The following is a 25,297-nucleotide window of genomic DNA, read 5'->3' as shown; positions in this document are numbered from 1 at the left end:
TCATTCGTTAATGGTTTCATGATTTGGTTTTAAATAGTCGTGCTTACCTTCCCAGTCTAAAAGGAGATTGACACGAAGTTCGGCACGCTCCTGCTCACTGAGCAGGCAAATATCTGTTCCTGCGATCTTGGAGTAAAACTGCCGCATCCAAGTTTTATTGACGGGGTTGGGGATCAGGAAATATTCTCGACCATAAAGGTGTTTTGTTTTTTCCAGTGATGACTTTTCTATTGGTGATAAACCTTGTTCCGCAAGGCTGATGTCATTTAAAAGGTCACCAATATAGAGAGCGATTTCGTATTTTTTATTATTGATTTTACCATTTTGTATTGCTTTTCGCTGAAAGTGTTTACCGCATGAGGACATATTTTCAGGACAGAATCTTGAACTATTCAGCAGGTTTTTTGGTTGAGCGTTAGGGAAATTGTTTTTATTTAACTGGGCTAATGTCAAAGAGGCGATATCTCCTTCATAGCCTTGTAGCCCTGACGAATGTGCTCTCGATGTTACATAGAAAATCTCGTAACCGAGCCGATATGCACTATCTAGAAATTCTTTGGCTCCCGGAACCGGAGGTGAGTCAAACTGGCTGATGTAATTATTGAACTTATCTTTAGGGCTATCAAACTGTTGACATAAAGGTGGAGATAAGTGGATCGTAGGGTAATGAATAATGGTTCCATCTATATCAACGACAATTGCTTTATTTTGCCTGGATAGATTTTCTGGAGCAGACAAAGCATCAGTGGCGGCTGAATAGGTTTGCAAAGCATTTACGGTGAAATCAGCTGAGTGCTGTATCCATAGGTCAGCAAGGGCAATGTGCTGGTAATACGAGTCAGGCATTCTCAGCCTTGTATTCTGAGTAATCTGGGAAAGATATTTTCTAGCCCGGTGGATTTCAAGTGGTGCATGACGAGGGTATTTTTCGGAAATTTTTTCTTCCCATTGCCCATAGACGACATTAGGAAAGATGAACCACGAGTCGCCAAAAAAAGTCTGATGGTTCAGAACCCAGTGATTACGGTCAGGTAGCGCTAGATGGCTGGTGTCTTCAAAATCACTAAGTTGATCACCTAATAGCATAATGGGGAAATATCCCATTTCTATCACTAAACGACGGTTGTCATTCTTGCTCAGGGTTTTGTTGTTTGGTTCCTGTAGCAGGACGTGTTCTTCACTTTTCACCGGGAAGCCAAGATTACGTAAATGGCTAATCGTAATGCCTTTAACAGAATGATAACGCCCGCTGATGTAAAAAATGTCGATGCCCATGTCGTTGGCTTTTTGCAAGAAGTTTACGGCACCGGGAAGCGCCTTGGGATCTTCCTGTTGCCAGTAGCTTAATGAGCGTTCTGTATTTCTCCGATCTTCAGTGCCCACAAGACTGCTGAAATAGCGGGTATTCGATAGCAGTGTGTCGTCGATATCCGTGATGATGGCCGGTTTTTTTCCGGCCGGCGTTTTGCTGATGGCGTTACTAAGGCGGTCGCTGGCAATGTTATATACTTGATAAAAATAGGCTTCATATTCTGCTGAGTGCTGTTGCCAGTTGGCTGCGATCACTATTTCATTATTTAAATCTTTTTGATCATAACTTTGTACTTGCGCTGAAAACAAAGCTACATATGTCGTTAATATCAGCAAGAAAGAAAGTCTATTTGGCATGAAGTACACGGCTCGTCATTTTAGTCTGTGTGAAGCATGAGCATAGACAAATAAATATGGGTGATTAGGAGATTTACACAGAATTGGAACTCGACCCGGTTGATTATTCTACCGGGTGAGATTGCTTAGGGTCAGTTAATGCGCAGATTTGCAGAATTTAGCATTATCCTTGCTGGGCATGAAAGGCTCTACCACTGGTAGATTGGCTCTCATCTCCCATTAAATAGAGATAAACAGGCATGATCTCTTCTGCCGTTGGCAGGTTTTCAGGGTTCTCGCCTGGAAAGGCCGATGCTCTCATGGCGGTACGGGTGCCGCCAGGATTAATACTATTAAACCGAATGCTGCTGACGCCGTCTTCTTCATCGGCCAGTACTTGCATTAAACCCTCAGTAGCGAACTTGGAAACACTGTAGGCGCCCCAGTTGGCACGACCTTTATGGCCAACACCGGAAGAGGTAAAAATAACCGATGCCGTCTTGGATTGGCGCAGTAAGGGTAGCATTTCACGGGTTAGCATAAAGCCAGCGGTGAGGTTGACCTGAAGAATGCGATTCCAGGTTTCTGTCGGATACTGGCCAATGGGTTTTAATTCCCCCAGAAGACTGGCGTTGTGTAGTACGCCGTCAAGATGACCAAATTCATTCTCAATGGTTTCAGCCAGATTGGCGTAATCGTGATCCGTTGCTGTTTCAAGATTTAATGGAAAGATGGCTGGCATCGGCCATTGGTTGCTTTCAATCTCGTCATACACCGATTCGAGTTTCTTGATATCTCTGCCCAGCAAAATAACGGTGGCGCCGTGACGGGCGAAGGTCAGGGCCGCTGCTTTGCCGATACCGCTACCTGCGCCGGTGATTAATATCACTTCATCGTTGAGGAGTGCATTGGGTGCGTCGTACTTAAACATATTCTATTCCTCAGGCGGGGACTTCCCAGTTTATTCGGTCAAGCCAGAGTTCCAGCTCTCCAGCATTGGCAATGTTGACGTCGGCTTGCCAGTCGAATGGGTTTTCGTCCGGTAGAATGTAACCATAATGCGCCGCAGTCGTAATCATCCCTGCTTTCTTTCCGGCGATGATGTCTCTGTCATGGTCGCCAATGTAGACACTTCTTTCCGGTGAGCAACCCGCTTGTTGGCAAGCCAGTAACAATGACTCTGGGTCTGGTTTGGGGGTGCTGACATCTTCAGGGCAAACAAAGGCATGGCATCGATCCCTTAAGCCTGCCTGCGCCATCAGGGAATGTGCATAGGCCTTCGGTTTATTGGTGACGATACCCCAGGCCAGATTTCTGTCTTCTATGGCGTTTACTAATGGCACGATACCAGGGTAAGGGCTTGCGGATGTGGGGCGGCTGTCGTTTTGAATGTGCTGATCGTAGTAACGCAGAAAGTGTTCCCGCTTGGCTTCCAGTTCGTCCCCATGGGGTAATTTAAAGGCCAGCTTCATCAATGCCCGCGAGCCTGCAGACACATGCTGACGAATCAGTTGCTCATCCATGGGTGGATAGTTATGTTCATCCAGCAGGCGGTTCACGATGATGATAAAATCATCAGCGGTGTCCAGAAAGGTGCCATCCAGATCGAAAAAAATGCCTTCAATGGCGCTCATAGTCAGGGCTCGTTTTTATTCTGTGACTGATTCTGTGATTGCTTCTGTGATTGCTCTGTGCTTTTTGAACCATGAATCAGATAGTTGACTGAGACATCCTTAGGGTTAAGCCGGTAAACACCGGTCAAAGGGTTGTACGTCATGCCGGTCATGTCATGGACATTAAGGTCAACTTTGCGCATATCGCTGCACAGTTCGCTGGGCTTGATGAACTTGCTGTGTTCGTGAGTGCCTTTCGGTAGCATTTTTAAAATGTATTCTGCTCCGACAATGGCGAACAAAAAGGATTTTGGATTCCGATTGAGTGTCGCGAAAAAGACCTGTCCACCGGGCTTCAGGAGTTTGCAGCAGGCTTTAATCACCGAAGCCGGGTCTGGAACGTGTTCCAGCATTTCCAGACAGGTAACCACATCAAATTCGCCCGGCATTTCTTCGGCGAGTTCTTCGGCTGTAATCTGGCGATAATTTACATCAACACCACTTTCCAGAGCGTGAAGTCGGGCAACGGATAATGGCGCTTCACCCATATCGACGCCGGTTACGTCGGCGCCACGACGAGCCATGGACTCACTCAAGATGCCGCCACCACAACCAATATCAACCACTTTTTTACCCGCAAGACCAACCCGCTCGTCAATATAGTTAAGACGCAGTGGGTTGATGGCGTGCAGTGGTTTGAACTCGCTGTCAGGATCCCACCAGCGGCTGGCCAGTTCTTCGAACTTGGCAATTTCTCCGGGGTCTACATTTTGTGCGGAGCGCATATCGGGCATTTTGATCCGTTCCATCGAGGAGAAGAGAGGCTATATATTCGGGGATTATACCTGTAAAACTGTGTATCACCGCAAGCGTGGGCTGATTTTGCGGGCAAAAAAAACGACGGCCTTCGAGACGTGCATTTATCCTCCAGATCACTCGCGATCAGGGGATAGACTGTGGTATTCTTACTCTTTTGATGATGGGGTACCACAATATGCTTAGCCGCAATGCTTTGCTACAAGGGTGCCCCCCTGAATGGTGATGCCTTACTGAGAGCCCTCTTCTTCCTCTGGTGTTCTACCTGATGAATTAAGAGACCGTTCCTTATCGGTATCCGGGTCTACAGAACCGGAATGGATGCTGATTGCAATCTGTTGGCCTAAAGCAAAAGGATGACTGGGTTTCCATGACTGACATTGCTAAAGAGATTCTCCCGGTAAATATTGAAGATGAGCTCAAGCAGTCCTATCTGGACTATGCCATGAGCGTCATCGTGGGTCGTGCCCTGCCGGACGTACGCGACGGGCTCAAACCAGTGCACCGACGTGTGCTGTTTGCCATGAGCGAACTGGGTAACGACTGGAACAAGCCTTACAAAAAATCGGCTCGTGTGGTTGGTGACGTAATTGGTAAATATCACCCTCATGGTGACTCCGCTGTTTACGACACTATCGTTCGAATGGCGCAGCCCTTCTCGCTTCGTTATATGCTGGTGGATGGTCAGGGGAACTTTGGTTCCATTGACGGTGACTCCGCCGCGGCCATGCGTTATACCGAAATCCGCATGGACAAGATGGCTCACCAGTTGTTGGCCGATCTTGAAAAAGAAACCGTGGATTATGTGCCGAACTACGATGGCACCGAACAAATTCCTGCGGTAATGCCTACCCGGGTTCCAAACCTGTTGGTGAACGGTTCCGCCGGTATTGCCGTGGGTATGGCCACCAATATTCCGCCACACAACCTGACGGAAGTGGTGTCTGGCTGCCTGGCATTGCTGGCGGATGACTCTCTGACCGTTGATGACCTGATGGAGTACATTCCAGGGCCAGACTTTCCAACGGCAGCCATGATCAATGGCCGTGCGGGTATTTTGCAGGCTTATCGTACCGGTCGTGGTCGTATCTATATTCGCTCAAAAGCGGATATAGAACATGATGAAAAGAAGAATAAAAGCACCATCATTGTTAACGAGATTCCTTATCAGGTGAACAAAGCTCGCCTGATCGAAAAGATCGCCGAGTTGGTGAAAGATCGCAAGATCGAAGGTATCTCCGAGCTTCGCGACGAATCCGATAAAGACGGTCTGCGGGTTGTTATTGAACTGAAGCGCGGCGAAAACGCCGAAGTGGTTCTGAATAACCTGTACGCTCAGACCCAGATGGAAACTGTGTTCGGTATCAATATGGTGGCGCTGCAAGACGGCCAGCCAAAATTGATGAACCTGAAAGACATTCTGGCGGCCTTTATTCGTCATCGCCGTGAAGTCGTCACCCGTCGTACGGTGTTCGAACTGCGTAAAGCTCGTGAACGTGGTCATATTCTGGAAGGTCTGGCGGTTGCGTTGTCCAGCATTGACCCGGTTATTCAGCTGATCAAAGATTCTCCAACGCCAGCAGAAGCGAAAGAAAAGCTGATTGCTCAGGGCTGGAATCCAGGGCATATGATGCAAATGGCGGAGCGTGCCGGTGCTGACGCCTGTCGTCCGGACGAGTTGCCAGAAGAATTTGGTCTGAGGGATGGTCTGTACTATTTGTCTCCGGTTCAGGCTCAGGCGATTCTTGAAATGCGCCTGCATAGATTGACCGGGCTTGAGCATGAAAAGCTGCTGTCTGAATATCGTGAACTGCTGGAAAAAATCGCTGAACTGATGTTGATTCTTTGTAATCCACAACGGTTGAAAGAAGTGATTCAGGAAGAGCTTGAGAAAGTACGTGAAGAGTTTGGTGATGAGCGCAGAACCGAAATTACCAGCTCCCGTCGAGATCTGACGGTTGAAGACCTGATCGATGTAGAAGACATGGTGGTCACCGTTTCCCACGGTGGTTATGCCAAGACAACGACACTGGATACCTATCAGGCTCAGCGCCGTGGTGGTCGTGGTAAGTCTGCCGCGTCGGTCAAAGAAGAAGATTACGTTGAGCACATGCTGGTGGCCAACACCCATACCCAGATCCTTTGCTTCTCCAGCAAGGGTAAAGTGTATTGGTTGAAGGTTTATCAGATTCCCCAGGCGGGCAGAACCTCCCGTGGTCGTCCGGTGGTGAATATTCTTCCTCTGGAAGAGGGCGAGAAGATCACGGCGATGCTGCCGGTGGAAGAGTTTACCGAAGGTTACTTCGTATTCATGGCCACCATGAACGGTACCGTGAAGAAGACGCCGCTGGAACTGTTCAAACGCCCACGGTCTTCTGGTTTGATTGCCCTGGGGCTTGATGAAGGCGATACACTGGTTGGCGCTGAAATTACCTCCGGTGACAAACAGGTGATGCTGTTGTCCAATGGCGGTAAAGCAGTTCGCTTTGAAGAGACCGATGTTCGAGCCATGGGCCGAACCGCTCGGGGTGTTCGTGGCATGAAGCTGCCAGAAGGTCAGCGCATTATCTCCCTGATTATTCCGGAAGATGACACGCAGATTCTGACTGCCAGCGCCAAAGGTTATGGTAAGCGTACTAATGTTGATGAGTTCCGTCTGACCAATCGTGGCGGTCAGGGCGTTATCTCCATGCAGTGCACTGAACGTAACGGCGAAATTGTTGGTGCCGTTCAGGTACTGCCCGCTGAAGAAATTATGCTGATTTCAGATCAGGGTACTCTGGTGAGAACTCGAGTGAGTGAGGTTTCTACTCTCAGCCGGAATACTCAGGGCGTTACACTGATTCGCGTCTCCGAGGGAGAGAAACTGGTCGGTGTTGCCCGGGTTGATGAGCCGGAAACGGTGGCCGGGCTGGGTGAGGGTGTTGAACCGGCTGAAGATGTGACTGAAGTCGATGCCAGTGCTGATGATCAGGGGCCCATTGCCAGTGAAGATGAAGGGGCGAGCGAGTCCTGATCGATTGTCTTAACGCCAGCATTTGCTGGCGTTTTTATGTGCAGAGATCTGGAATCGAAGGCTTATAGTTGAAGTCGAAAGTCATAGTTGAAAAAGCTGCCTTTAGTGGGAGGGAGTGTCGGTGAAACCAAGTGCGAATGATGTGCTGGCCCAATTAGAAAATAGGGTGTTTAATTTTTCAGCCGGTCCTGCGGCCATTCCTTTTGAGGTATTGCAGCAGGCGCGGGATGAACTGATGAACTGGCAGGATCTCGGTGCGTCGGTCATGGAAGTCAGTCATCGCGGCAAAGAATTTGTGAGGGTTGCTTACGAAGCTGAGCAAGACCTTCGCGACCTGATGAAAATTCCGAATAATTATAAGGTTTTGTTTCTTCAGGGTGGGGCTCGTGGTCAATTTTCTGCGATTCCCATGAACTTGAAAGGCAGTCATACCTCTGCGGATTACGTGAACAGTGGTCACTGGGCAGATTCTGCTATTCAGGAGGGCGGTAAATATCTCAATGTTAATGTGGTGGCGGATGGCAGTGCGACTGGGTTTGCGTCCATGCCTCAGCAATCTCAGTGGCAATCCAATGAGGATGCGGCCTATTTGCACTACACCACCAACGAAACCATTGGTGGCCTTGAGTTTCCGTTTATTCCGGATGCAGGTGATGTGCCGCTGGTAGCGGATATGTCTTCCAATATTCTTTCGAGACCTCTGGATGTCAGTAAATTTGGTTTGATCTATGCCGGCGCCCAGAAAAACATCGGCCCCGCTGGTTTGACTCTGGTGATTGTCCGGGAAGATTTGATGGATCGGGTGTCACCACAATGCCCAGCTATTTTTGATTACCGGCTTCAAGCATCCAAAGAGTCCATGTACAACACACCCCCGACATTTGCCTGGTATTTGGCGGGCCTGGTGTTTAAATGGCTGAAGTCATCGGGTGGGCTTGAGGTTATGGAAGAGACTAACCGGCGCAAGGCTGAGAAACTCTATGGTCAGATTGATGGATCTGGATTTTACCAGAACCCGGTAGACCCTAAGTGGCGTTCCAGAATGAATGTGCCGTTCACCCTGGTGAAGCCTGAACTGGATGCAACCTTTATTGCTGAATCAGAACAAGAAGGCTTTCGTTACCTGAAAGGCCATAAGGCAGTGGGCGGAATGCGCGCCAGTATCTATAATGCAGTGCCGGAGCAACATGTGGATGCTCTTATAGAATTTATGAAAGAATTTGAACGGCGGTATGGATAATGGCGAATGATAAAAAAGACGATCTAGGCCATCTAAGGGTTCAGATCGACCAGCTGGATCAGAAAATTCTCGACCTGATCAGTGATCGGGCTCGTTGTGCTCAAGAAGTGGCCAGAGTGAAAACGGCGGCAGACCCTGATGCTGTTTTTTATCGTCCTGAGCGGGAAGCCAAGGTTCTCCGTAAAATCATGGAGAAAAATGTCGGGCCTCTGAACGATGAAGAAATGGCACGGCTGTTTCGTGAAATTATGTCGGCCTGTCTGGCATTGGAAGAGCCTATTAAGGTGGCATTTCTCGGACCGGAAGGTACCTTTACTCAGCAGGCGGCTCTGAAGCATTTTGGTCATTCTGCGGTTTCGGTACCCATGGCGTCCATTGATGATGTTTTCCGGGAAGTGGCTGCTGGTGCCGTTAATTATGGTGTAGTGCCTGTTGAAAACTCCACCGAAGGTGTTGTCAGTCATACTCTGGACAGCTTTATGGATTCTTCCCTGAAAATTTGTGGGGAAGTGGTTCTGCGTATTCACCAGCATATGCTGGTGTCTGAAAATACTCGCCGTGACCAGATTACCCGAATTTATTCCCATGCCCAGTCTCTGGCACAGTGTCGTAAGTGGCTGGATTCTCATTGGCCAATGGCTGAGCGTGTTGCTGTTAGCTCAAATGCTGAAGCGGCTAAACGCATTAAAGGAGAGTGGAATTCTGCAGCCATTGCTGGTGATATGGCAGCGGATATGTACGGTCTGGAAAAAATCGCGGACAAGATTGAAGATCAGCCAGATAACTCAACGCGCTTCCTTATTATCGGTAATGAGGGTGTGCCAGCCAGTGGCGATGATAAAACGTCCATGGTGATCAGTATGCGTAACCAGCCCGGTGCGCTGCACGCGATTCTTGAGCCGTTCCATGTTCACAGCCTTGATCTGACTCGGGTTGAGACCCGTCCATCCCGTTCCGGGGTTTGGAATTATGTGTTCTTTGTGGATTTTGAAGGCCATAAAGATGATCCCGTGGTAAAAAAGGTGTTAGAACGTTTGGCAGAGCGGGCGAATGATTTAAGAGTGCTTGGCTCTTATCCAAAAGGCGTTCTCTAAGAAGCTGTTCATCATCGTTGGCAGCTCGCAGAAAGATTGTTAACAGTTTCTAAAGCACTTTTGACAATAACGATAATATTTTTGCCTGTCTGTACTGTGAAAGAGGCTGTCGCAAAGCTCTGGTTTCCATGCTTTGCGTGGGAACCCATACTTCTAACCCATTGAAAATTCAAGGGTATGCATTCCCACGCAAAGCATGGGAACGAGATGTTTAGAGTTTTGCGACAACCTCGAATGGTTTTCAGTGCGGGCAGCGCTTGTTGCATTGGAGTGGATTATGGCTTGTAATTTTTTGCATCTGGCAGTTGCCGGGGTCAGAGGCATGAGTCCCTATCAACCTGGTAAGCCTATCGATGAGTTGGCCAGAGAGCAGGGGCTTAAGGCAGAAGATATTGTTAAGTTGGCCAGTAATGAAAATCCATTAGGGCCTTCGCCTGTCGCTGTGAAGGCCATGGTTGAGTCGTTGTCCGAGCTGGCGAGATATCCGGATGGCGGTGGGTTTTTGCTGAAAGATGCGCTATCCAAAAAATTGGGTGTAAATCCTGAACAGCTGACGCTAGGCAACGGTTCCAATGATGTGTTGGTGTTGCTTGCTGAAGCGTTTCTTAATCCGGAAGCGTCAGCGGTTTTCTCTGAATACGCCTTTGTCGTTTATCCCCTTGCTGTAAAAGCTACTGGTGCTGAGGCCATTGTTGTTCCTTCGGTGAATTATGGTCATGACCTTGATGCAATGGCATCTGCCATTAAAGACAATACGCGTCTTGTCTTTCTAGCCAACCCCAATAACCCAACGGGTACTGCTTTTAGTCAGCAAGACCTGAAAGGTTTTCTGGATAAAGTGTCTGAAAATGTGGTTGTGGTTCTTGATGAAGCGTATTTCGAATATGCCGCCGGGGGGGAGCTTCCGGATGGTGTAGAGCTTCTGGATCGTTACCCCAATCTGGTGGTTACTCGTACTTTCTCCAAAGCCTATGGCCTTGCTGGTGCCCGGGTGGGTTACGCGGTATCCAATCCTGAGATTGCGGATATTTTGAACCGCCTGCGTCAACCTTTTAACCTGAATCTTCCCGCACAATTTGGTGCTCTGGCAGCACTGAATGATGATGACTATCTTACTGAATCGATTACCCTGAATCAGCAGGGTATGGTGCAGTTGGAAAAAGGGTTTGCTGAGCTTGGGCTGGATTGGATTCCTTCCTCGGGTAACTTTATAACAGTAAATCTGGCTCAAGAGGCGATGCCAATCTATCAGGCCTTATTATCTCATGGTGTGATTGTCAGGCCTGTGGGCAATTATGGTTTGCCTCAACATCTTCGTGTAAGCATTGGTTTGCCAGAAGAAAATCGTCGCTGCCTGGCGGCACTGTCGCAAATTCTTGGTCAGAAGTAGGGTCGTTAATGGTGCAAAAGGCTAATTCTGAAGACGCTTTTCAGCAGAATATTCTGGTCATCGGGCTGGGTCTGATTGGTGGTTCATTTGCCGCGGCGCTGAAGTCGGCAAACGTCGGTTATCGTATTTATGGGTACGATCAGAACGCTGATGCACTTAGCCAAGCGTTACAGCTCGACATTATAGATGAAGGTTGTCAGTCCCTTGCTGATGCGGTGCATAAAGCGGATGTGATTGTTTTATCGGTGCCTATGTTGGCAATGAAGCCGATTTTTCAAGCGCTGTCGGTGTTTGATTTAAGTAAAAAAGTACTCACTGATGTGGGTTCCAGTAAGCGAGCATTGATTGAGGCGGCCAACGCTGTGTTTGGTGAAGTGCCTGCTAACCTGGTGCCGGGTCATCCTATTGCCGGTTCTGAACAAAGTGGCGTAGGTGCAGCTCGTTCCGAGTTGTTTGTTGCTCATGATGTGATTCTTTTGCCGTTGCAGAATACCGATCCCGAAGCGTTGAACATTGTCAGCACTCTGTGGGAAGCGGCAGGGGCGGTGGTGTCTCAAATGGATATTGATCATCACGACGAAGTGTTGGCCAAGACCAGTCACTTGCCTCATTTTCTGGCGTTTTCTCTGGTAGATACCATGGCAGGGAATCCGGACAACTATGAGATATTCCGTTTCGCGGCCGGTGGCTTTCGAGACTTTACGCGAATTGCCGGCAGTGATCCGGTGATGTGGCACGATGTGGCATTAGGGAATTCCCATGCGGTGCTGGAAGCGCTGGATGAGTTTGCCGAGGGGTTGGATGCGCTTCGAAATGCAATTGTAGAAAAGGATAGCCAAGCCTTGCTGAATATATTTGGCAGGGCTCGTTTGGCAAGGCGACACTTTGGAACGTTGTTGGAATCCCGGCAACGACGCGTGAAAAAAGCGGGAGCGGATTTTTCTGCCCGTATTATACAAAAAATTGATAATGACAGGCTGGCAACAGCGAACAGGCTGGCAACAGCGAATAAGGTGGTAGATGGTATGAGCACTAATACTCCAGAAGAAAGCATGCAAACATTTATTGCTCATGCCGGTGGCACATTATCTGGCGAGTTTCGCGTACCCGGTGATAAGTCCATTTCTCACCGCTCGATTATGTTGGGTGCATTAGGTGAGGGTGAAACGGTTATTGAAGGGTTTCTTGAAGGCGAGGATGCATTGGCAACCTTGAAAGCGTTTCGCGATATGGGCGTTCAAATTGATGGTCCTCACCAGGGACGTGTGACGATTCAGGGTGTTGGCATGCACGGATTGAAGGCACCAAAAGGTCCTCTATATCTTGGCAACGCCGGAACGGCTATGCGTTTGATGGCGGGCTTGATGTCTGCGCAGTCTTTTTATTCCGTATTGACCGGGGATGAGTCACTGTCTGGTCGTCCTATGAATCGAGTCGTTGATCCTCTCACGGAAATGGGTGCAGAGATTGAAACTTCCGAAGGTGGGCGCCCGCCACTGAAAATCCGTGGCGGATTGTCATTGAAGGGTATTGAATATCATCTGCCAATGGCATCCGCTCAGGTACAATCCTGTCTATTGCTTGCGGGCATGTATGCGGGTGGCGATACGGTGACGGTTGCACCGGGGATTGTTCGTGATCATACCAATCGTATGCTGAGTGGTTTTGGTTACCCTGTTGATGTAGCTGGAGATAATGGCAGTCAGGTAACGATTTCGGGTGGTGGCAAACTGACTGGAACTCGTATTGATGTACCAGGCGATGTATCTTCCGCTGCGTTTTTTATGGTGGCGGCATCCATTGCCAAAGGTTCTGATATTCGTATTTCCCATGTGGGTATGAATCCGACGCGCTCTGGTGTGGTTGAGATATTACAGCTAATGGGTGCGAATATTACCCTTGAAAATGAATCCATCGTGGGTGGTGAGCCGGTGGCCGATATTGTTGTGCGGTATGCGCCCTTGCAAGGTATTGAAATTCCCAAACGATTGGTACCTATTGCGATCGATGAATTTCCTGTGCTCTTTGTTGCCGCGGCCTGCGCGGATGGCCAAACCACATTAACTGGCGCAAAAGAGCTCAGAGTGAAAGAGAGTGATCGAATTCAGGCGATGGCTGATGGTCTGATAGCGCTGGGTGTCGATGCTCAGCCATTGCCGGACGGTATGGTGATCAAAGGTGCTGGCACTAATACCCAATCGGTTTTCGGAAGTGGTATCATAGACAGCCATGGTGATCATCGAATTGCCATGTCATTTTCCGTGGCGGCGTTGCGATCCGGTGGCGATATTCAAATTCGTGACTGCGCTAATGTTGCTACATCATTTCCCGATTTTGCAGGCCTGGCCAAGCGTGTCGGGATGCGAATTAATGTAATTGATGGCGTTAATGATGATGCCTTGCCGGCGGATGCTTGAGCAAGGATTGTAGCTGTCTTTTATAATGCAGGGCTTCATGTTCTGCAGTAGAGCGCTTAATTCCATGGAATATAGGTACCTATGAGCGAGTCTCAGACTTCAGTGGCGGTGGTCACTATTGATGGCCCCAGTGGTTCTGGTAAAGGAACCATTGCGGCTTTACTGGCAAGAGAGCTTGGTTGGGGGCTTCTGGACAGCGGTGCGTTGTATCGTTTGACCGCGCTGGCGGCTTTGAATCACGGTGTGGATTTTTCTGATGAGTCGTCACTGGAAGTGTTGGCGGGTCATTTGGATGTTCAGTTTTTACCGTCAGAGCGTGATGGCTTGGTCATTGTTCTGGAAGGTGAGCAGGTCGGTGCAAGTATGCGAACAGAAGATGTCGGTGCAATGGCTTCTAAAGTAGCAGCGTTGCCTGGTGTTCGTCGTGCCCTGTTGCAACGGCAGCGTGATTTTGCTGAAGCTCCGGGTTTGGTAGCGGACGGTCGAGACATGGGCACTGTCGTATTCCCTGATGCGGTTTTAAAAGTGTTCCTCACCGCCAGTGCAGAAGAACGTGCCAAAAGACGGTTGGAACAGTTGCAACAAAAAGGGATTGATGCTAGTTTTGATCGCCTTTTGGATGATATTACGGCTCGGGATGAGCGAGACAGTCAACGAACTGTAGCGCCACTAAAACCGGCCGATGATGCCATCGTCCTTGACAGTACCCGCATGAGCATTCATGAAGTGTTCAACGAGGTGCTGAAGCAAATGCGTTTGAAAGGGCTTTTATAAGCACCTTTGCTCGTATATTAATGCTTTGATAAAACACTGCTTTTATAGATGTTTCTGTTTAAGTGGTGCTGTAAACGGTGCATTATGCGCCATTTTTTTTGCAGGTTCGTGTCGGTCGACAAGTCAGCACTGCTGATGCGAACCTTATTTAAGTAACCCATACTGGCTGGCGGTATGGATGACAAACAAGCATCGTCGCAAACCCGGTTTTTTATAGCCGGCTGATAAGGCCTTTACCTTGCTGCTGCGTACCATGCTACAGGAAAACACATGATCGAGAGTTTTGCAGATCTCTTTGAAGAGAGCCAAAAAGAAGTTGAAATGAAGCCGGGTGCCATCGTTACTGGTATCGTGGTGGATATCGACAGCGATTGGGTTACTGTTCACGCTGGGCTGAAGTCTGAAGGCGTTATCCCTAAGTCTCAGTTTCTGGATGACAATGGCGAACTGACTATCGCCATCGATGATGAAGTTCAGGTTGCTCTTGAAGCGGTTGAAGATGGTTTCGGTGAAACCCGTCTGTCCCGTGAAAAAGCCAAGCGTATGGAAGCCTGGAAAGAGCTTGAAAAAGCCTTCGAAGCAGAAGACGTGGTTAAAGGTGTTATCAGTGGCAAGGTTAAAGGTGGTTTCACCGTTGACGTTGCAACTATTCGTGCGTTCCTGCCAGGCTCTCTGGTTGATGTTCGTCCTGTTCGCGATACTGCGCACCTGGAAGGCAAAGAACTCGAATTCAAAGTTATCAAGCTGGATCAGAAGCGCAACAACGTGGTTGTATCCCGTCGTAGCGTTCTGGAAGCTGAAAACAGTGCTGAGCGCGAGCAGCTGCTGGGCACCCTGCAGGAAGGCATCGAAGTTAAGGGTATCGTTAAGAACCTGACTGACTACGGCGCATTCGTTGATCTGGGTGGTGTTGACGGCCTGCTGCACATCACTGATATGGCTTGGAAGCGCATCAAGCATCCTGGCGAAATCGTCAACGTTGGTGACGAAATCAACGTTAAAGTCCTGAAGTTCGACCGTGAGCGCAATCGTGTGTCTCTGGGTCTGAAGCAGCTGGGCGAAGATCCATGGGTAGCAATCACCAAGCGCTTCCCAGAAGGTGCTCGTGCCTCTGGCCGCGTAACCAACCTGACTGACTACGGCTGTTTCGTTGAGCTGGAAGAAGGCGTTGAAGGTCTGGTGCACGTGTCTGAAATGGATTGGACCAACAAGAACATCCACCCATCCAAGGTTGTTAACCTGGGTGATGAGGTTGAAGTTCAGGTTCTGGACATCGATGAAGAGCGTCGTCGTATTTCTCTGGGTATCAAACAGTGCAAGGTTAACCCATGGGAAGACTTCTCCGGTTCCTTCAACAAGGGCGACAAGCTGGCTGGTAAGATCAAGTCCATCACTGACTTCGGTATCTTTATCGGTCTGGACGGTGGTATTGATGGTCTGGTACATCTGTCTGACATCTCCTGGAACGAAACTGGCGAAGACGCTGTTCGTTCTTACAAGAAGGGCGATGAAGTTGAAGCGATTATCCTGGCGATCGACGCTGAGCGTGAGCGTATCTCCCTGGGTATCAAGCAGATGTCTGAAGATCCTTTCAATACCTATGCTGCCCTGAATGAAAAAGGCACCATCGTTAAAGGTATCGTTAAGGAAGTCACTGCCAAAGCTGCGGTTGTAGAGCTGGCTGAAGACGTTCTGGCGACCCTGAAGGCTTCTGAAATCAGTGTTGATCGCGTAGAAGACGCTACTAACGTCCTGAAAGAAGGCGAAGAAGTAGAAGCTCGCATCATCAGTGTTGATCGTAAGAACCGCAACATCAGTCTGTCTATCAAAGCGAAAGACCAGGCTGAAGAGAAAGTAGCGATGAAAGAGCTGCGTTCTAAGACTGAAGAAGAGACTTCTGGTCCGACCACTATCGGTGATCTGATCAAAGCTCAGATGGAAAGCAAGTAATTCTATTACTTCTTTTTGCTGACGCTCTTGTTCTGATATTGGGGGCTGACTCAGTTCCTCGATGAATAAAACCGCAGGTATTATGCCTGCGGTTTTTTTTGATTTGGCTTTTTTGATGATGAATCAAAGGGTTGCTTGATTTCTTATTGTGGGTTAGCTAGTGTAGAAATACTTGTCTATAAGTAGATGTAGGTGAGTATGGTGTCTGGCAGGGCAGAGGCTCTGGGACATTCCGGGAATGGCAGGGAAAGGAAAAACGAAGATGACCCGGTCTGAATTGATTGAACGGATTGCCGTATTACAACCGCAACTCTCTATTAAAGACATTGAGTTGGCAGTAAAAGCTATTATTGAACAGATGTCGCATTCGCTGGCGACGGGTGAACGGGTTGAAATCAGAGGTTTTGGTAGCTTTTCCCTTCATTACCGTGCACCGCGTGTGGGAAGAAACCCAAAAACCGGTGAGGCAGTGAATCTGGAAAGTAAGCACGTTCCTCACTTTAAGCCAGGTAAGGAATTGAGAGACCGGGTGAACCTTGGTCTTCAGAGAGAGCTGGATAGAACGTAAGGTGTTCTATTCGGCCTTAAGCCGGTATATTGCTCTACCCACTAACATGAATGTGGTTGCACAGAATCTCGGTGCTGCCTGTTTATCGTAAAAACTGGACTGTATGGCGGACGTGAAGTTGGCTATTTTTACGACCATCCTTGTATGGATCAAGCGCCTCTTAACGCTGGCGCTGTTTGTTGTTCTACTGGTATTTTTTGTTAACTTTACCCTTTCAAATACCGAGCAGGTAGTTCTTGAACTGGGCGGGATGAGCTTGCCTTCCTTCAGTACCTCGACGCTGGTTCTGGTGCCATTTGTGATTGGTGGTCTTGCCGGGCTGGTTATTTCTCTGATTCTGGTTACACGACTCCGGCTTGCTAATGCCAGCTTGAAAAGAAAACTGGAGCGTCGTGATACCGAGCTTCATAAACTTCGTAGCAGTGCCCTGAAAGGGATTACGGATGCCTGATGTAGCTTTACTGGCTCTCGTTCTGGCGGCAATAGTCATTGGTTATTTTCTTGGTTGGCGAGATCAGAAGAAGCGTGCCGCCAAGGGCAGTGGTCGCCTTTCTCAAGAGTACTTCACTGGTCTCAACTATTTGATCAATGAGCAGACGGAAGAAGCGATTGATGTTTTTATCAAGGCCATTGATCTCAACAGTGATACCGTGGAAACCTACCTGGCGCTTGGGAGTCTTTTCAGTAAGCGTGGTGAAGTAGAAAAATCTATTCGAATCCATCAGGATCTTCTGGCTCGTCCCAGTCTTACCTCGACTCAGTCCTTACAGGTTCAGTTGGCGCTTTCTGCCAATTACGCTTATGCCGGTTTGCTGGATAGGGCGGAGGCGATTCTTGTGGATCTTGGATCGCAGGAGCACGCTCTCCAGAGTCAGGCTTTAAAACAGCTGCTGCGGATTTATGAGCAGCAGAATGATTGGTCGAAAGCGGCTGATGTTGCTGAGCGATTACGGCGAGGCCATGGCGAGCAATACGCCGTATTGCTAGCCCATTACTATTGTGAGCAATCTGAGCTTGCGCTTCAGGGAAACGACCGTGTGACCGCTCGTCGTTTAATTCGGCAGGCCTTTAGCCGTGATAAAAATAGCGTAAGAGCCAGCTTGATGTTAGGGCAGCTGGAGTTCGATGAAGGTAGCTATAAAGAATCGATTAAGGTGCTGCAGCGAATATCCTCACAGAATATTCGATTTCTGCCACTTGCTTTGCCCGTCATGCAAAAGGCGTTTGAATACTCCGGTGGCTCGCGCAGCTACACTGCTTTTCTTGGACGATGTCTGAATGAGCGGCCGGCAACGGCGGTCATAATAGCAATGACGCACCAATTGAAGAGTGAGTCTGGAGAAGAGGCTGCCATTCGTTTTCTTTCTGATCAGCTTAATCGTCACCCTACGCTTCGCGGGTTGAATGAGTTGATCTCGTTTCGCAATTCTGATCAAGCAGTGTTTTCAGAAAAGCTTTTGATGCTCATAAAAAACCTCACCAGCCGTTTGGTGGATCTTAAGCCAGTGTATTCCTGTTCATCTTGTGGTTTCTCGGGTAAGCAATTGCACTGGCAGTGCCCGCGTTGCCACCAGTGGGGAACCGTTCAGCCTATTCAAGGGTTTGAAGGCGAATGAATGTCTGAAGATGTTGTCGCAAAAGCTCTGGTTCCCATGCTTTGCGTGGGAATCCATATGTCTATCTCTTTGAAAATTAAGAGGTATGCATTCCCACGCGGAGCATGGGAACGAGGTTTTGTAGATGCCTTAAATGATAATTATTCGACTGAGGGTTGGTGTTTGGCTCCCCGAGCTGGACTCGAACCAGCGACCCAATGATTAACAGTCATTTGCTCTACCAACTGAGCTATCGGGGATCTAGGTGGCTGAATCAATAATACCTTCCTTGTGTTGGCTGTCAAGGGACTGAGCGCTGGAATCAGACGCTCAGCCCATGATCATTTTCTACCTCAGGAAAGCGCGTTTTGAATGCGGTCCAGTGCTTTCTCCAGGGCTTCATCACTGGTTGCAAAGGAGAGTCTCATGCAGCCATTGGAGCCAAAAGCTGAACCCGGAACCAGAGCGACGCCTTTTTCGAGAAGCAGTGCAGCAAGGTCGGTGTCCTTTTCAAATCCTAGTGTTTTCATAGCGCCGCTGAAGTCGGCAAACGCATAAAAAGTGCCGTCCCCTTCAATAGCGCTGACACCAGGTAATTGATTTAAGTGACTCACCACATAGTCATGGCGCTTTTTAAATACGGTCAGCATTTCTTTGATGCAGTCTTGCGAGCCATTCAGTGCTTCAACGGCAGCGGCCTGTGCAATGGAGCAAGGGTTTGAAGTGCTCTGAGACTGGATTTTTTTCATGTTCTTAATCAGCCACTCGGGACCGCCAGCATAGCCAATACGCCATCCTGTCATGGAGTACGCTTTGGAAACGCCATTCAGAACAATGGTGCGATTGTAGAGTTCAGGGCAGGCCATGAGAATGTTGCAGAACGATTCTTCGGTCCAGAGGATGTGCTCATACATATCGTCAGTGGCGATCAGAATATCCGGATGCTTCTTCAAAACCTCTGCCAGAGCTTCCAGTTCCTTGCGGCTGTAAGCTGTTCCGGTTGGATTCGATGGGCTGTTCAGTACCACCAGTTTGGTTTTCTCGGTAATGGCGGCTGCCAGTTGTTCCGGGGTGATTTTGAAACGGTTTTCAAGGCCGGCTTCAACAATGACGGGAACCCCTTCGGCAATCAACACCATATCGGGGTAAGACACCCAATAAGGTGCAGGAATAATAACTTCGTCGCCTTTATTCAGTAGCGCCAGTGCCAGATTGAAAAAGCTCTGTTTGCCGCCACTGGATACCAGAATCTGCGTAGGCGAGTAAGTCAGGTTATTATCGCGTTGGAATTTATCGATAATGGCTTTTTTCAGCTCGGCAGTGCCATCCACTGCGGTGTATTTGGTTTTGCCGTCGGCAATGGCTTTCACCGCTGCCGCTTTGATGTGTTCTGGTGTGTCGAAATCGGGTTCACCGGCGCCCAGGCCAATAATGTCATGTCCGGCAGCTCTCAATTCTGCTGCTTTGGTAGTCACGGCCAGAGTGGGGGATGGTTTTACCATTTGCACACGATGAGATGGACTAGTCACGATTGCCTCGTTATTACCTGATTATGATAGCCGTGGGAAGTTTGTGGATGCCCGTGATTTGTAATTATCAATACAGGCATCAAAGTGCTTGGGAAATTATCTACTGTTCACTGTAGAATGACGGTGTCAGTTAGTTAATAACCGTTATCAGAGCACAGTTGGCATCATACACAATCCGCTGTTCTGTTCCTATCCGTTTATCCGTTACAGTTAGTAAATAGAATTGTGAATAGCACTGGTCTTACTGGAAAAAGTCGTATGAGTCGATTATTCAAAGTGTCATCCCGTTTCAGTCCTGCTGGAGATCAGCCTGTTGCCATTAAACAGTTGGTTTCTGGCATTGAGTCTGGTCTGGCTTGTCAGACGCTGCTGGGGGTAACGGGTTCCGGTAAGACGTTTACCATTGCCAATGTGATTGAAAGCATCCAGCGCCCGACCATCATTATGGCGCACAATAAGACGCTGGCCGCTCAATTATATGGTGAGTTCAAAGAGTTCTTTCCCAATAACTCGGTGGAGTATTTTGTCTCTTACTACGATTACTACCAGCCGGAGGCCTACGTCCCTACATCCGATACATTCATTGAGAAAGATGCATCAATAAACGAGCATATTGAGCAGATGCGGCTTTCTGCGACTAAGGCGCTGATGGAGCGCGAGGATGCCATTATTGTTGCGACAGTGTCTGCTATTTACGGTCTGGGTGATCCGCAATCCTATTTGAAAATGATGATGCATCTGGACCGTGGTGATCGTGTTGATCAGCGAACAATTTTGCGCCGGCTGGCAGAGCTTCAATACACACGTAATGATGCGGATTTTCGCCGCGCCACTTACCGGGTGCGTGGTGATGTAATTGATGTTTTCCCGGCAGAATCGGAAAAAGAAGCCATACGACTGGAGTTGTTTGATGATGAGCTGGAGTCTATCAGCGAGTTTGATCCGCTAACCGGTGAAGTGTTTCGAAAGCTCCCAAGGGCCACCATTTATCCGAAGACGCATTATGTAACGCCTCGGCAAACGATTATTGATGCAACAGAGTCCATCAAGATGGAGTTGAAAGATCGCCTGCAGCAATTGCGAGATAATAACAAGCTGGTTGAAGCGCAACGTTTAGAGCAGCGGACGCAATATGATCTGGAAATGATGATTGAGCTGGGTTACTGCAACGGTATCGAAAACTATTCGCGCTATTTGTCCGGCAATAAACCCGGAGAAGCGCCGCCGACTTTGTTTGATTATATTCCTGATAATGCGCTTCTGGTCATTGATGAATCCCATGTCACGGTGCCGCAAATTGGCGCCATGTACAAAGGTGACCGCTCCCGGAAAGAAACCTTGGTGGAATACGGCTTTCGTCTTCCATCGGCGCTGGATAACCGGCCTATGAAGTTTGAAGAATGGGAAGCAAGACGACCGCAGACGATTTTTGTCTCTGCCACGCCGGGCAAATACGAAGAAGAACATCAGGATCAGGTGGCGGAGCAAGTGGTTCGTCCAACCGGGTTGGTGGATCCGGAAATTGAAGTGCGCTCTGCCACCACCCAGGTGGATGACCTGGTGATGGAAATTAATAAAACGGTGGCGAAAGAAGAGCGGGTGCTGGTGACCGTGATGACCAAGCGAATGGCGGAAGACTTAACAGAGTTTCTCCATGAGCAAGGGATTAGGGTTCGTTATCTGCATTCAGATATTGATACGGTTGAACGAGTGGAAATCATTCGTGATTTGCGCATCGGAACCTTTGATGTGCTTGTGGGTATCAACCTGCTGCGGGAAGGGCTGGATATGCCCGAGGTATCATTGGTCACCATTCTTGATGCCGATAAGGAAGGGTTTCTGCGTTCAGAGCGATCTTTGATTCAGACCATTGGCCGTGCTGCGCGAAACATTAATGGTCGGGCGATTCTTTATGGCGATCGAATCACGGGTTCCATGGAGCGAGCCATCAGTGAAACCGCTCGCCGTCGACAGAAGCAGCTCGACTTCAATAAAGAGCATGGCATCATACCGAAAGGCGTCTTTAAATCCGTTGCGGATATTCTCGAAGGTGCTGTGATTATCGGGCGCAAGAAAGGCGCGAAAGGTAAGCGTTCTGTCGCTGAACCGTTGGCCGAATATCAGGTGCCCATGACGCCGGAAGCGATGACCAAAGCCATCAAAGTTCTGGAAACAAAGATGATGGAGCATTCCCGTAATCTGGAGTTTGAGCAGGCTGCTGCGGTTCGTGATGAAATTGCTGCATTACGTGAGCAGGTGTTAAAGCATTAATCATGCATGAATAAGTAGTTTCCCCATTAGAATTAACCGGCTCGCAGTGTTGCTTTTTTTAGCGGCATTGATAATATACGCAGCACTTCAGTCGGTTAGCTCAGTTGGTAGAGCACCACCTTGACATGGTGGGGGTCGCTGGTTCGAGTCCAGTACCGACTACCATATAAGTCTATGATTTATCAGGGGTTTCAACCGTTTGTCAGCGGTTATTTAAAACCCTTTGTATAAAAATTGTAGAAATTTTGTAGAAATAAAATTATATCTGCAGCCCTTGAAGCTGGAGTCCGGCTTCCACCAGCTGGTATTTTATTTCGTGGCCTTCCTGGTAACCGGTGGTCATTTTTCCGGATGCGTGGCCCATGAGCATCTGGACATAGTTGTGATCGAATCCGGCTCTGTGTTCGTAAACCCATGAGCCAAAAGCACGAAGCTCGTGGAATGTTGGTTGCTCTGGTGCGGTTAGGTCTGGATAGGCCTTCACTTGGTTGCGCACCTTGGCAAATTGTTTCGTCAGGTAGTCTGGCGTGACGCTGGTCCAGTGGTTTTTGTGTTTGATGTTTTCTCTGTGTATCCGTTTCGGTTTGTAGTGAATCAGGTACGGTGACGGAATAGGGGAAGCCAGACATTCTTTCACCACCTGCTTTAACTCTTCGCCCATTCTGATTTTGAGATAAACCGTTTTCTCAAACTGTTCGCCCTCTGTCTTGTTTTGTTTCAAGAATATGAAGTCTCCCTGAACCTGGTCTTTTCTGATTTCCACCAGATCCTCTCGGCGCTGCAGTGTGTAGAGTGCAACTTTTATGGCACGTTGCAGCCATGGTTCGGCACCTTCGATGATGGTTTGTATGCCTTTCCAGCTGTGTCTTTTCCGTACTTTCTTACCAGTGGTTTTTTCCAACGTGGCTGCTGCTGGGTTTTCGCTTTCGTAGAGGCCGCGGGCTTTTGCGTATTTGAAAATATCAATCAATAGGGTGCGGTGTTTTACGTAGGCATCGTTGCTGAAACCATTTTCGAGATATTCTGATAACTGTTTTACGGTGAAGGTGTCGATGGGTTGTTTGCCCAGATCCGCTTTGAATCGGTTGATGATGTAGCGTTTGTTGTCTCGCGTTCCTGGCTTGTTGTTGCTGGTTTCGACCACTTCTGAAAAAAAGCGGTCACAGATGTCGCAGAATAACGCGGTTTGTGAGTTGGTCATTCTTGCGAGCAGTGAGAGTTCGTCGGTTTTCATTAAACGACTGTTGGCTTTTCTTGCCAGTATGTTGGCTTCTGCCAGTGATCGGTTGACGCGGGTTGATTTGCCGGTCACTGGGTTTCGATAGATAAAGCTGTGTTGATCCCGATAAAGATTCGGTTCAAGCCCCTGATTCTTTTTACTGCGTTTGCGCCCCATAAACATATCCGATTCAGACTTCTAATATTTTGTTGAGCAGGGCGTCACCGGTGTTCATTAGCTCTTCGGCTATGTTGACAAAGTAGATACCGCCGCGAACCTCTCCCTGTATGTCGCCTCTGGTGATCCACTTCTTTAGAGTGTTTATGCAGGGGCGCCTTCCTGGATATCTTAGCTGTTTAAATTCACTGACTTCCAGCATCTTGGGCACTCGGACAGTGACTTCGGTGACGGTTCTGGTGGAAGTGGTTGTTTTTGCCATGGTTTTTCCTGTGCTTGCTGGTGGATCTTTTTTTACTATTTGGACGGTTGTTAATGTGAAAAGGTGGATTGGTTGGTTTTTTGCTCAAAATGGCGGGATAGTTGAGCGTTATTCGTACTTGTTGCTGTTATCCCGCGTTTTCCAGTTATTTCAATCTGGTTGGTCTAATAAGGGTTAGCTGCTGTGTTTCTACCAGAGTTGCAAACCTGATAGTTTTTCAGCGTTGGAAGTTTTTTGTTCTGTTCTATCAAAAAGTTCAGAAGAAGTCGGTAGGCTTTTTTTGCAAGCTGGCGTGAGAGTTTGGTCGTATATTCCTTCTTTTATGCCAGCGTTGAAATCGTTGTTTGCTGTTGGTTGTTCCAAAGCTKACAAGCACTAACGTACAAGTTTTCTTTTACAGCGCCAGCAGAAAAATCGGTTTCCTTTCCATCTTTTCTATCGGTCAGTTGGTGGGGTTTTCTCTGATTTTCTGTAGCGTGCAAAGTTTCCGGTTTGTGCTAGGTCAGAAAAAATTAGATTGTCGTAAACTTCAAGTAGTCAAACCTTTTGGTTCAAACTGGTTTGCGGTATTTTGGTTCCGCGTGGTTTGCAGCGGCGTGCAAAATCTCTGGTGGTAAATCTTCTGGTTTTTACTCTGTCGCCAGCCGTACGCGCTTCAGGTTTTCGTCACAGTTCAACCATTTTACGGGCTTACGCAGCTAACAAAAAAATCGTGTTCGTGCTGCGCACCGGACGCCTGCGGCGCCGCACATTTTGGCGTTAGCTGCTGTGTTTCTACCAGAGTTGCAAAACTGATAGTTTATCAGCGTTGGAAGTTTTCTGTTCTGTTCTATCGAAAAGTTCAGAAGAAGTCGGTAGGCTTCGTTTTGCAAGCTGGCGTGAGAGTTTTGTCGTTTATTCCTTCTTTTATGCCAGCGTCAAACTCGTCGTTTGCTGTTTGTTTTTACGAAGCTGGCAGGCGGTAGCGTGCCAGTTTTCTTTTGCCGCGCCAGCGCATAGATCGTTTTCCTTTCCATCTCTTTGGACGTTGAGTTGGTGGGGAAGAGAACAGTTTTTTTGTACTGTGCAAAGTTTCAAGCTTTTTGCAATCCAGGAAGTAACTTCGTCATAAACATCGAGTAGTCAAACCATCTGCTTCAAACTGTTTCGAGGTATTTGGGTTCTGTCTGGTTTTCAGCAGCGTTCAAAATCTCTGGTTATAAAACTTCTGGTTTTTACTTTGTCGTCAGTCGTACTTGCTTCAAGTTTACGCCACAGTATAACCATTTTACGGGCGTGCGCAGCTAACAAAAAATTCCAGCGGACTCCGCTACGCTGCGCCGCTGAATTTGGCGTTATGCGTTTTCGTCAGCTTTAGCGTAAACCTTCACAATCGCTCGTTCCTGCTTAACGTCAACAAAAGCATGAAATAGATTTCCAGTTAGCCCCCCTTTGATCTGAGGGGTGAAGGGGAGCAGGTCTTTTACGATCTGGCTGTATTGATCAAAGCTGATTTCATACTTTTCATACAATGCTTCATCAATATCACCTGCGTTAATGGCTTTCTCCGCTTCCTTCTCGGTCTTGCCCATTGCTCGGTAAGCTAATTCTTCAATATCCCAGTGCATACTCATTTTGTTTTCCTTGTTTCAGGTTCCGCGTTTATCAACGCATAACAATAAAATCGTGTTCGTTCGTGCCTCACCGGATGCCTCCGGCACCGCACATTTTGGGGTTATG

General features: G+C 48.3%; 19 protein-coding genes and 2 tRNA genes. 12 read left to right on the top strand and 9 right to left on the bottom strand.

Annotated features, from left to right (window positions below; all coding sequences use genetic code 11):
- The 4 genes from AKL11_RS12725 to ubiG all read right to left on the bottom strand — a co-directional run bounded on the left by AKL11_RS12725 (nt 1) and on the right by ubiG (nt 4,054).
- Entirely contained in the window at nt 1-1,668 is a 1,668-nt protein-coding gene (locus AKL11_RS12725) for an HAD family acid phosphatase (protein ID WP_067517961.1), read from the bottom strand.
- A 163-nt stretch (nt 1,669-1,831) separates the two neighbouring features.
- The gene (locus AKL11_RS12720) at nt 1,832-2,578 is read right to left on the bottom strand and encodes a YciK family oxidoreductase (RefSeq protein ID WP_067517959.1); all 747 of its coding nucleotides are present in this window, start codon (nt 2,576-2,578) and stop codon (nt 1,832-1,834) included.
- Between the two features lie 10 nt (nt 2,579-2,588).
- Nucleotides 2,589-3,281, bottom strand: coding sequence for an HAD family hydrolase (locus AKL11_RS12715; protein WP_067517957.1), 693 nt, complete (start codon nt 3,279-3,281; stop codon nt 2,589-2,591).
- 2 nt (nt 3,282-3,283) lie between these two features.
- Nucleotides 3,284-4,054, bottom strand: coding sequence for a bifunctional 2-polyprenyl-6-hydroxyphenol methylase/3-demethylubiquinol 3-O-methyltransferase UbiG (ubiG, locus tag AKL11_RS12710; RefSeq protein WP_067518473.1), 771 nt, complete (start codon nt 4,052-4,054; stop codon nt 3,284-3,286).
- 392 nt (nt 4,055-4,446) lie between these two features.
- Here ubiG and gyrA point away from each other — a divergent pair, with 392 nt between their 5' ends.
- The 10 genes from gyrA to lapB all read left to right on the top strand — a co-directional run bounded on the left by gyrA (nt 4,447) and on the right by lapB (nt 18,141).
- The gene (gene gyrA / locus AKL11_RS12705) at nt 4,447-7,092 is read left to right on the top strand and encodes a DNA gyrase subunit A (RefSeq protein ID WP_067518471.1); all 2,646 of its coding nucleotides are present in this window, start codon (nt 4,447-4,449) and stop codon (nt 7,090-7,092) included.
- Nucleotides 7,093-7,213: 121 nt separating this feature from the next.
- Nucleotides 7,214-8,332 carry a 3-phosphoserine/phosphohydroxythreonine transaminase gene (gene serC, locus AKL11_RS12700; protein WP_095210357.1) on the top strand — a complete coding sequence of 373 codons (1,119 nt, stop codon included), beginning with the start codon at nt 7,214-7,216 and terminating at the stop codon, nt 8,330-8,332.
- A complete protein-coding gene (pheA, locus tag AKL11_RS12695; protein ID WP_067517955.1) occupies nt 8,332-9,426 on the top strand; it encodes a prephenate dehydratase in 1,095 nt (364 codons plus the stop codon). Before serC ends, pheA begins: the two co-directional genes overlap by 1 nt.
- 277 nt (nt 9,427-9,703) lie before the next feature.
- Nucleotides 9,704-10,816 carry a histidinol-phosphate transaminase gene (gene hisC, locus AKL11_RS12690; protein ID WP_067518467.1) on the top strand — a complete coding sequence of 371 codons (1,113 nt, stop codon included), beginning with the start codon at nt 9,704-9,706 and terminating at the stop codon, nt 10,814-10,816.
- 8 nt (nt 10,817-10,824) lie between these two features.
- Nucleotides 10,825-13,233: a bifunctional prephenate dehydrogenase/3-phosphoshikimate 1-carboxyvinyltransferase gene (locus tag AKL11_RS12685; RefSeq protein WP_067517953.1), complete on the top strand. Its 2,409-nt coding sequence runs from the start codon at nt 10,825-10,827 to the stop codon at nt 13,231-13,233.
- Between the two features lie 81 nt (nt 13,234-13,314).
- Nucleotides 13,315-14,007, top strand: a complete 693-nt coding sequence (gene cmk, locus AKL11_RS12680; protein WP_067517951.1) for a (d)CMP kinase — start codon at nt 13,315-13,317, stop codon at nt 14,005-14,007.
- 270 nt (nt 14,008-14,277) lie between these two features.
- Nucleotides 14,278-15,957, top strand: a complete 1,680-nt coding sequence (gene rpsA / locus AKL11_RS12675; protein ID WP_067517948.1) for a 30S ribosomal protein S1 — start codon at nt 14,278-14,280, stop codon at nt 15,955-15,957.
- Nucleotides 15,958-16,219: 262 nt separating this feature from the next.
- The gene (gene ihfB, locus AKL11_RS12670) at nt 16,220-16,525 is read left to right on the top strand and encodes an integration host factor subunit beta (protein ID WP_067517946.1); all 306 of its coding nucleotides are present in this window, start codon (nt 16,220-16,222) and stop codon (nt 16,523-16,525) included.
- A gap of 103 nt (nt 16,526-16,628) precedes the next feature.
- The gene (locus tag AKL11_RS12665; protein WP_067517941.1) at nt 16,629-16,976 is read left to right on the top strand and encodes a lipopolysaccharide assembly protein LapA domain-containing protein; all 348 of its coding nucleotides are present in this window, start codon (nt 16,629-16,631) and stop codon (nt 16,974-16,976) included.
- Nucleotides 16,969-18,141: a lipopolysaccharide assembly protein LapB gene (lapB, locus tag AKL11_RS12660; protein ID WP_067517939.1), complete on the top strand. Its 1,173-nt coding sequence runs from the start codon at nt 16,969-16,971 to the stop codon at nt 18,139-18,141. Before AKL11_RS12665 ends, lapB begins: the two co-directional genes overlap by 8 nt.
- Before the next feature lie 163 nt (nt 18,142-18,304).
- Here lapB and AKL11_RS12655 read toward each other — a convergent pair.
- Both AKL11_RS12655 and AKL11_RS12650 read right to left on the bottom strand, forming a co-directional pair.
- Nucleotides 18,305-18,380, bottom strand: a tRNA-Asn gene (locus AKL11_RS12655).
- 93 nt (nt 18,381-18,473) lie between these two features.
- Nucleotides 18,474-19,622, bottom strand: coding sequence for a pyridoxal phosphate-dependent aminotransferase (locus AKL11_RS12650; RefSeq protein ID WP_067517936.1), 1,149 nt, complete (start codon nt 19,620-19,622; stop codon nt 18,474-18,476).
- 285 nt (nt 19,623-19,907) lie between these two features.
- Between AKL11_RS12650 and uvrB the strand changes: the two genes are divergently transcribed.
- Nucleotides 19,908-21,920 carry an excinuclease ABC subunit UvrB gene (gene uvrB, locus AKL11_RS12645; protein WP_067517934.1) on the top strand — a complete coding sequence of 671 codons (2,013 nt, stop codon included), beginning with the start codon at nt 19,908-19,910 and terminating at the stop codon, nt 21,918-21,920.
- Between the two features lie 89 nt (nt 21,921-22,009).
- Nucleotides 22,010-22,085, top strand: a tRNA-Val gene (locus tag AKL11_RS12640).
- A gap of 94 nt (nt 22,086-22,179) precedes the next feature.
- Here AKL11_RS12640 and AKL11_RS12635 read toward each other — a convergent pair.
- From AKL11_RS12635 to AKL11_RS12620, 3 genes are all read right to left on the bottom strand, one after another.
- Nucleotides 22,180-23,316 carry a tyrosine-type recombinase/integrase gene (locus AKL11_RS12635; RefSeq protein WP_067518463.1) on the bottom strand — a complete coding sequence of 379 codons (1,137 nt, stop codon included), beginning with the start codon at nt 23,314-23,316 and terminating at the stop codon, nt 22,180-22,182.
- Nucleotides 23,317-23,329: 13 nt separating this feature from the next.
- On the bottom strand, nt 23,330-23,578 hold the full coding sequence (locus tag AKL11_RS12630; protein WP_067517931.1) for a hypothetical protein: 249 nt from the start codon (nt 23,576-23,578) through the stop codon (nt 23,330-23,332).
- 1,334 nt (nt 23,579-24,912) lie between these two features.
- A complete protein-coding gene (locus tag AKL11_RS12620; RefSeq protein ID WP_095210355.1) occupies nt 24,913-25,191 on the bottom strand; it encodes a hypothetical protein in 279 nt (92 codons plus the stop codon).
- Nucleotides 25,192-25,297: the final 106 nt, after the last annotated feature.

It is taken from the genome of Endozoicomonas ascidiicola, from assembly GCF_001646945.1.
GTDB lineage: Bacteria > Pseudomonadota > Gammaproteobacteria > Pseudomonadales > Endozoicomonadaceae > Endozoicomonas > Endozoicomonas ascidiicola.
The sequence above is the reverse complement of the archived record's forward strand: the minus strand, read 5'-3'. Positions and strand labels throughout refer to the sequence as shown.

What these genes read in the sequence shown, in the direction of transcription:
- AKL11_RS12725 (WP_067517961.1), bottom strand. Translation starts at nt 1,668, where the DNA reads ATGCCAAATAGACTTTCTTTCTTGCTGATATTAACGACATATGTAGCT.
- AKL11_RS12720 (WP_067517959.1), bottom strand. Translation starts at nt 2,578, where the DNA reads ATGTTTAAGTACGACGCACCCAATGCACTCCTCAACGATGAAGTGATA.
- AKL11_RS12715 (WP_067517957.1), bottom strand. Translation starts at nt 3,281, where the DNA reads ATGAGCGCCATTGAAGGCATTTTTTTCGATCTGGATGGCACCTTTCTG.
- ubiG (WP_067518473.1), bottom strand. Translation starts at nt 4,054, where the DNA reads ATGCCCGATATGCGCTCCGCACAAAATGTAGACCCCGGAGAAATTGCC.
- gyrA (WP_067518471.1), top strand. Translation starts at nt 4,447, where the DNA reads ATGACTGACATTGCTAAAGAGATTCTCCCGGTAAATATTGAAGATGAG.
- pheA (WP_067517955.1), top strand. Translation starts at nt 8,332, where the DNA reads ATGGCGAATGATAAAAAAGACGATCTAGGCCATCTAAGGGTTCAGATC.
- hisC (WP_067518467.1), top strand. Translation starts at nt 9,704, where the DNA reads ATGGCTTGTAATTTTTTGCATCTGGCAGTTGCCGGGGTCAGAGGCATG.
- AKL11_RS12685 (WP_067517953.1), top strand. Translation starts at nt 10,825, where the DNA reads ATGGTGCAAAAGGCTAATTCTGAAGACGCTTTTCAGCAGAATATTCTG.
- cmk (WP_067517951.1), top strand. Translation starts at nt 13,315, where the DNA reads ATGAGCGAGTCTCAGACTTCAGTGGCGGTGGTCACTATTGATGGCCCC.
- rpsA (WP_067517948.1), top strand. Translation starts at nt 14,278, where the DNA reads ATGATCGAGAGTTTTGCAGATCTCTTTGAAGAGAGCCAAAAAGAAGTT.
- ihfB (WP_067517946.1), top strand. Translation starts at nt 16,220, where the DNA reads ATGACCCGGTCTGAATTGATTGAACGGATTGCCGTATTACAACCGCAA.
- AKL11_RS12665 (WP_067517941.1), top strand. Translation starts at nt 16,629, where the DNA reads ATGGCGGACGTGAAGTTGGCTATTTTTACGACCATCCTTGTATGGATC.
- lapB (WP_067517939.1), top strand. Translation starts at nt 16,969, where the DNA reads ATGCCTGATGTAGCTTTACTGGCTCTCGTTCTGGCGGCAATAGTCATT.
- AKL11_RS12650 (WP_067517936.1), bottom strand. Translation starts at nt 19,622, where the DNA reads ATGGTAAAACCATCCCCCACTCTGGCCGTGACTACCAAAGCAGCAGAA.
- uvrB (WP_067517934.1), top strand. Translation starts at nt 19,908, where the DNA reads ATGAGTCGATTATTCAAAGTGTCATCCCGTTTCAGTCCTGCTGGAGAT.
- AKL11_RS12635 (WP_067518463.1), bottom strand. Translation starts at nt 23,316, where the DNA reads ATGGGGCGCAAACGCAGTAAAAAGAATCAGGGGCTTGAACCGAATCTT.
- AKL11_RS12630 (WP_067517931.1), bottom strand. Translation starts at nt 23,578, where the DNA reads ATGGCAAAAACAACCACTTCCACCAGAACCGTCACCGAAGTCACTGTC.
- AKL11_RS12620 (WP_095210355.1), bottom strand. Translation starts at nt 25,191, where the DNA reads ATGAGTATGCACTGGGATATTGAAGAATTAGCTTACCGAGCAATGGGC.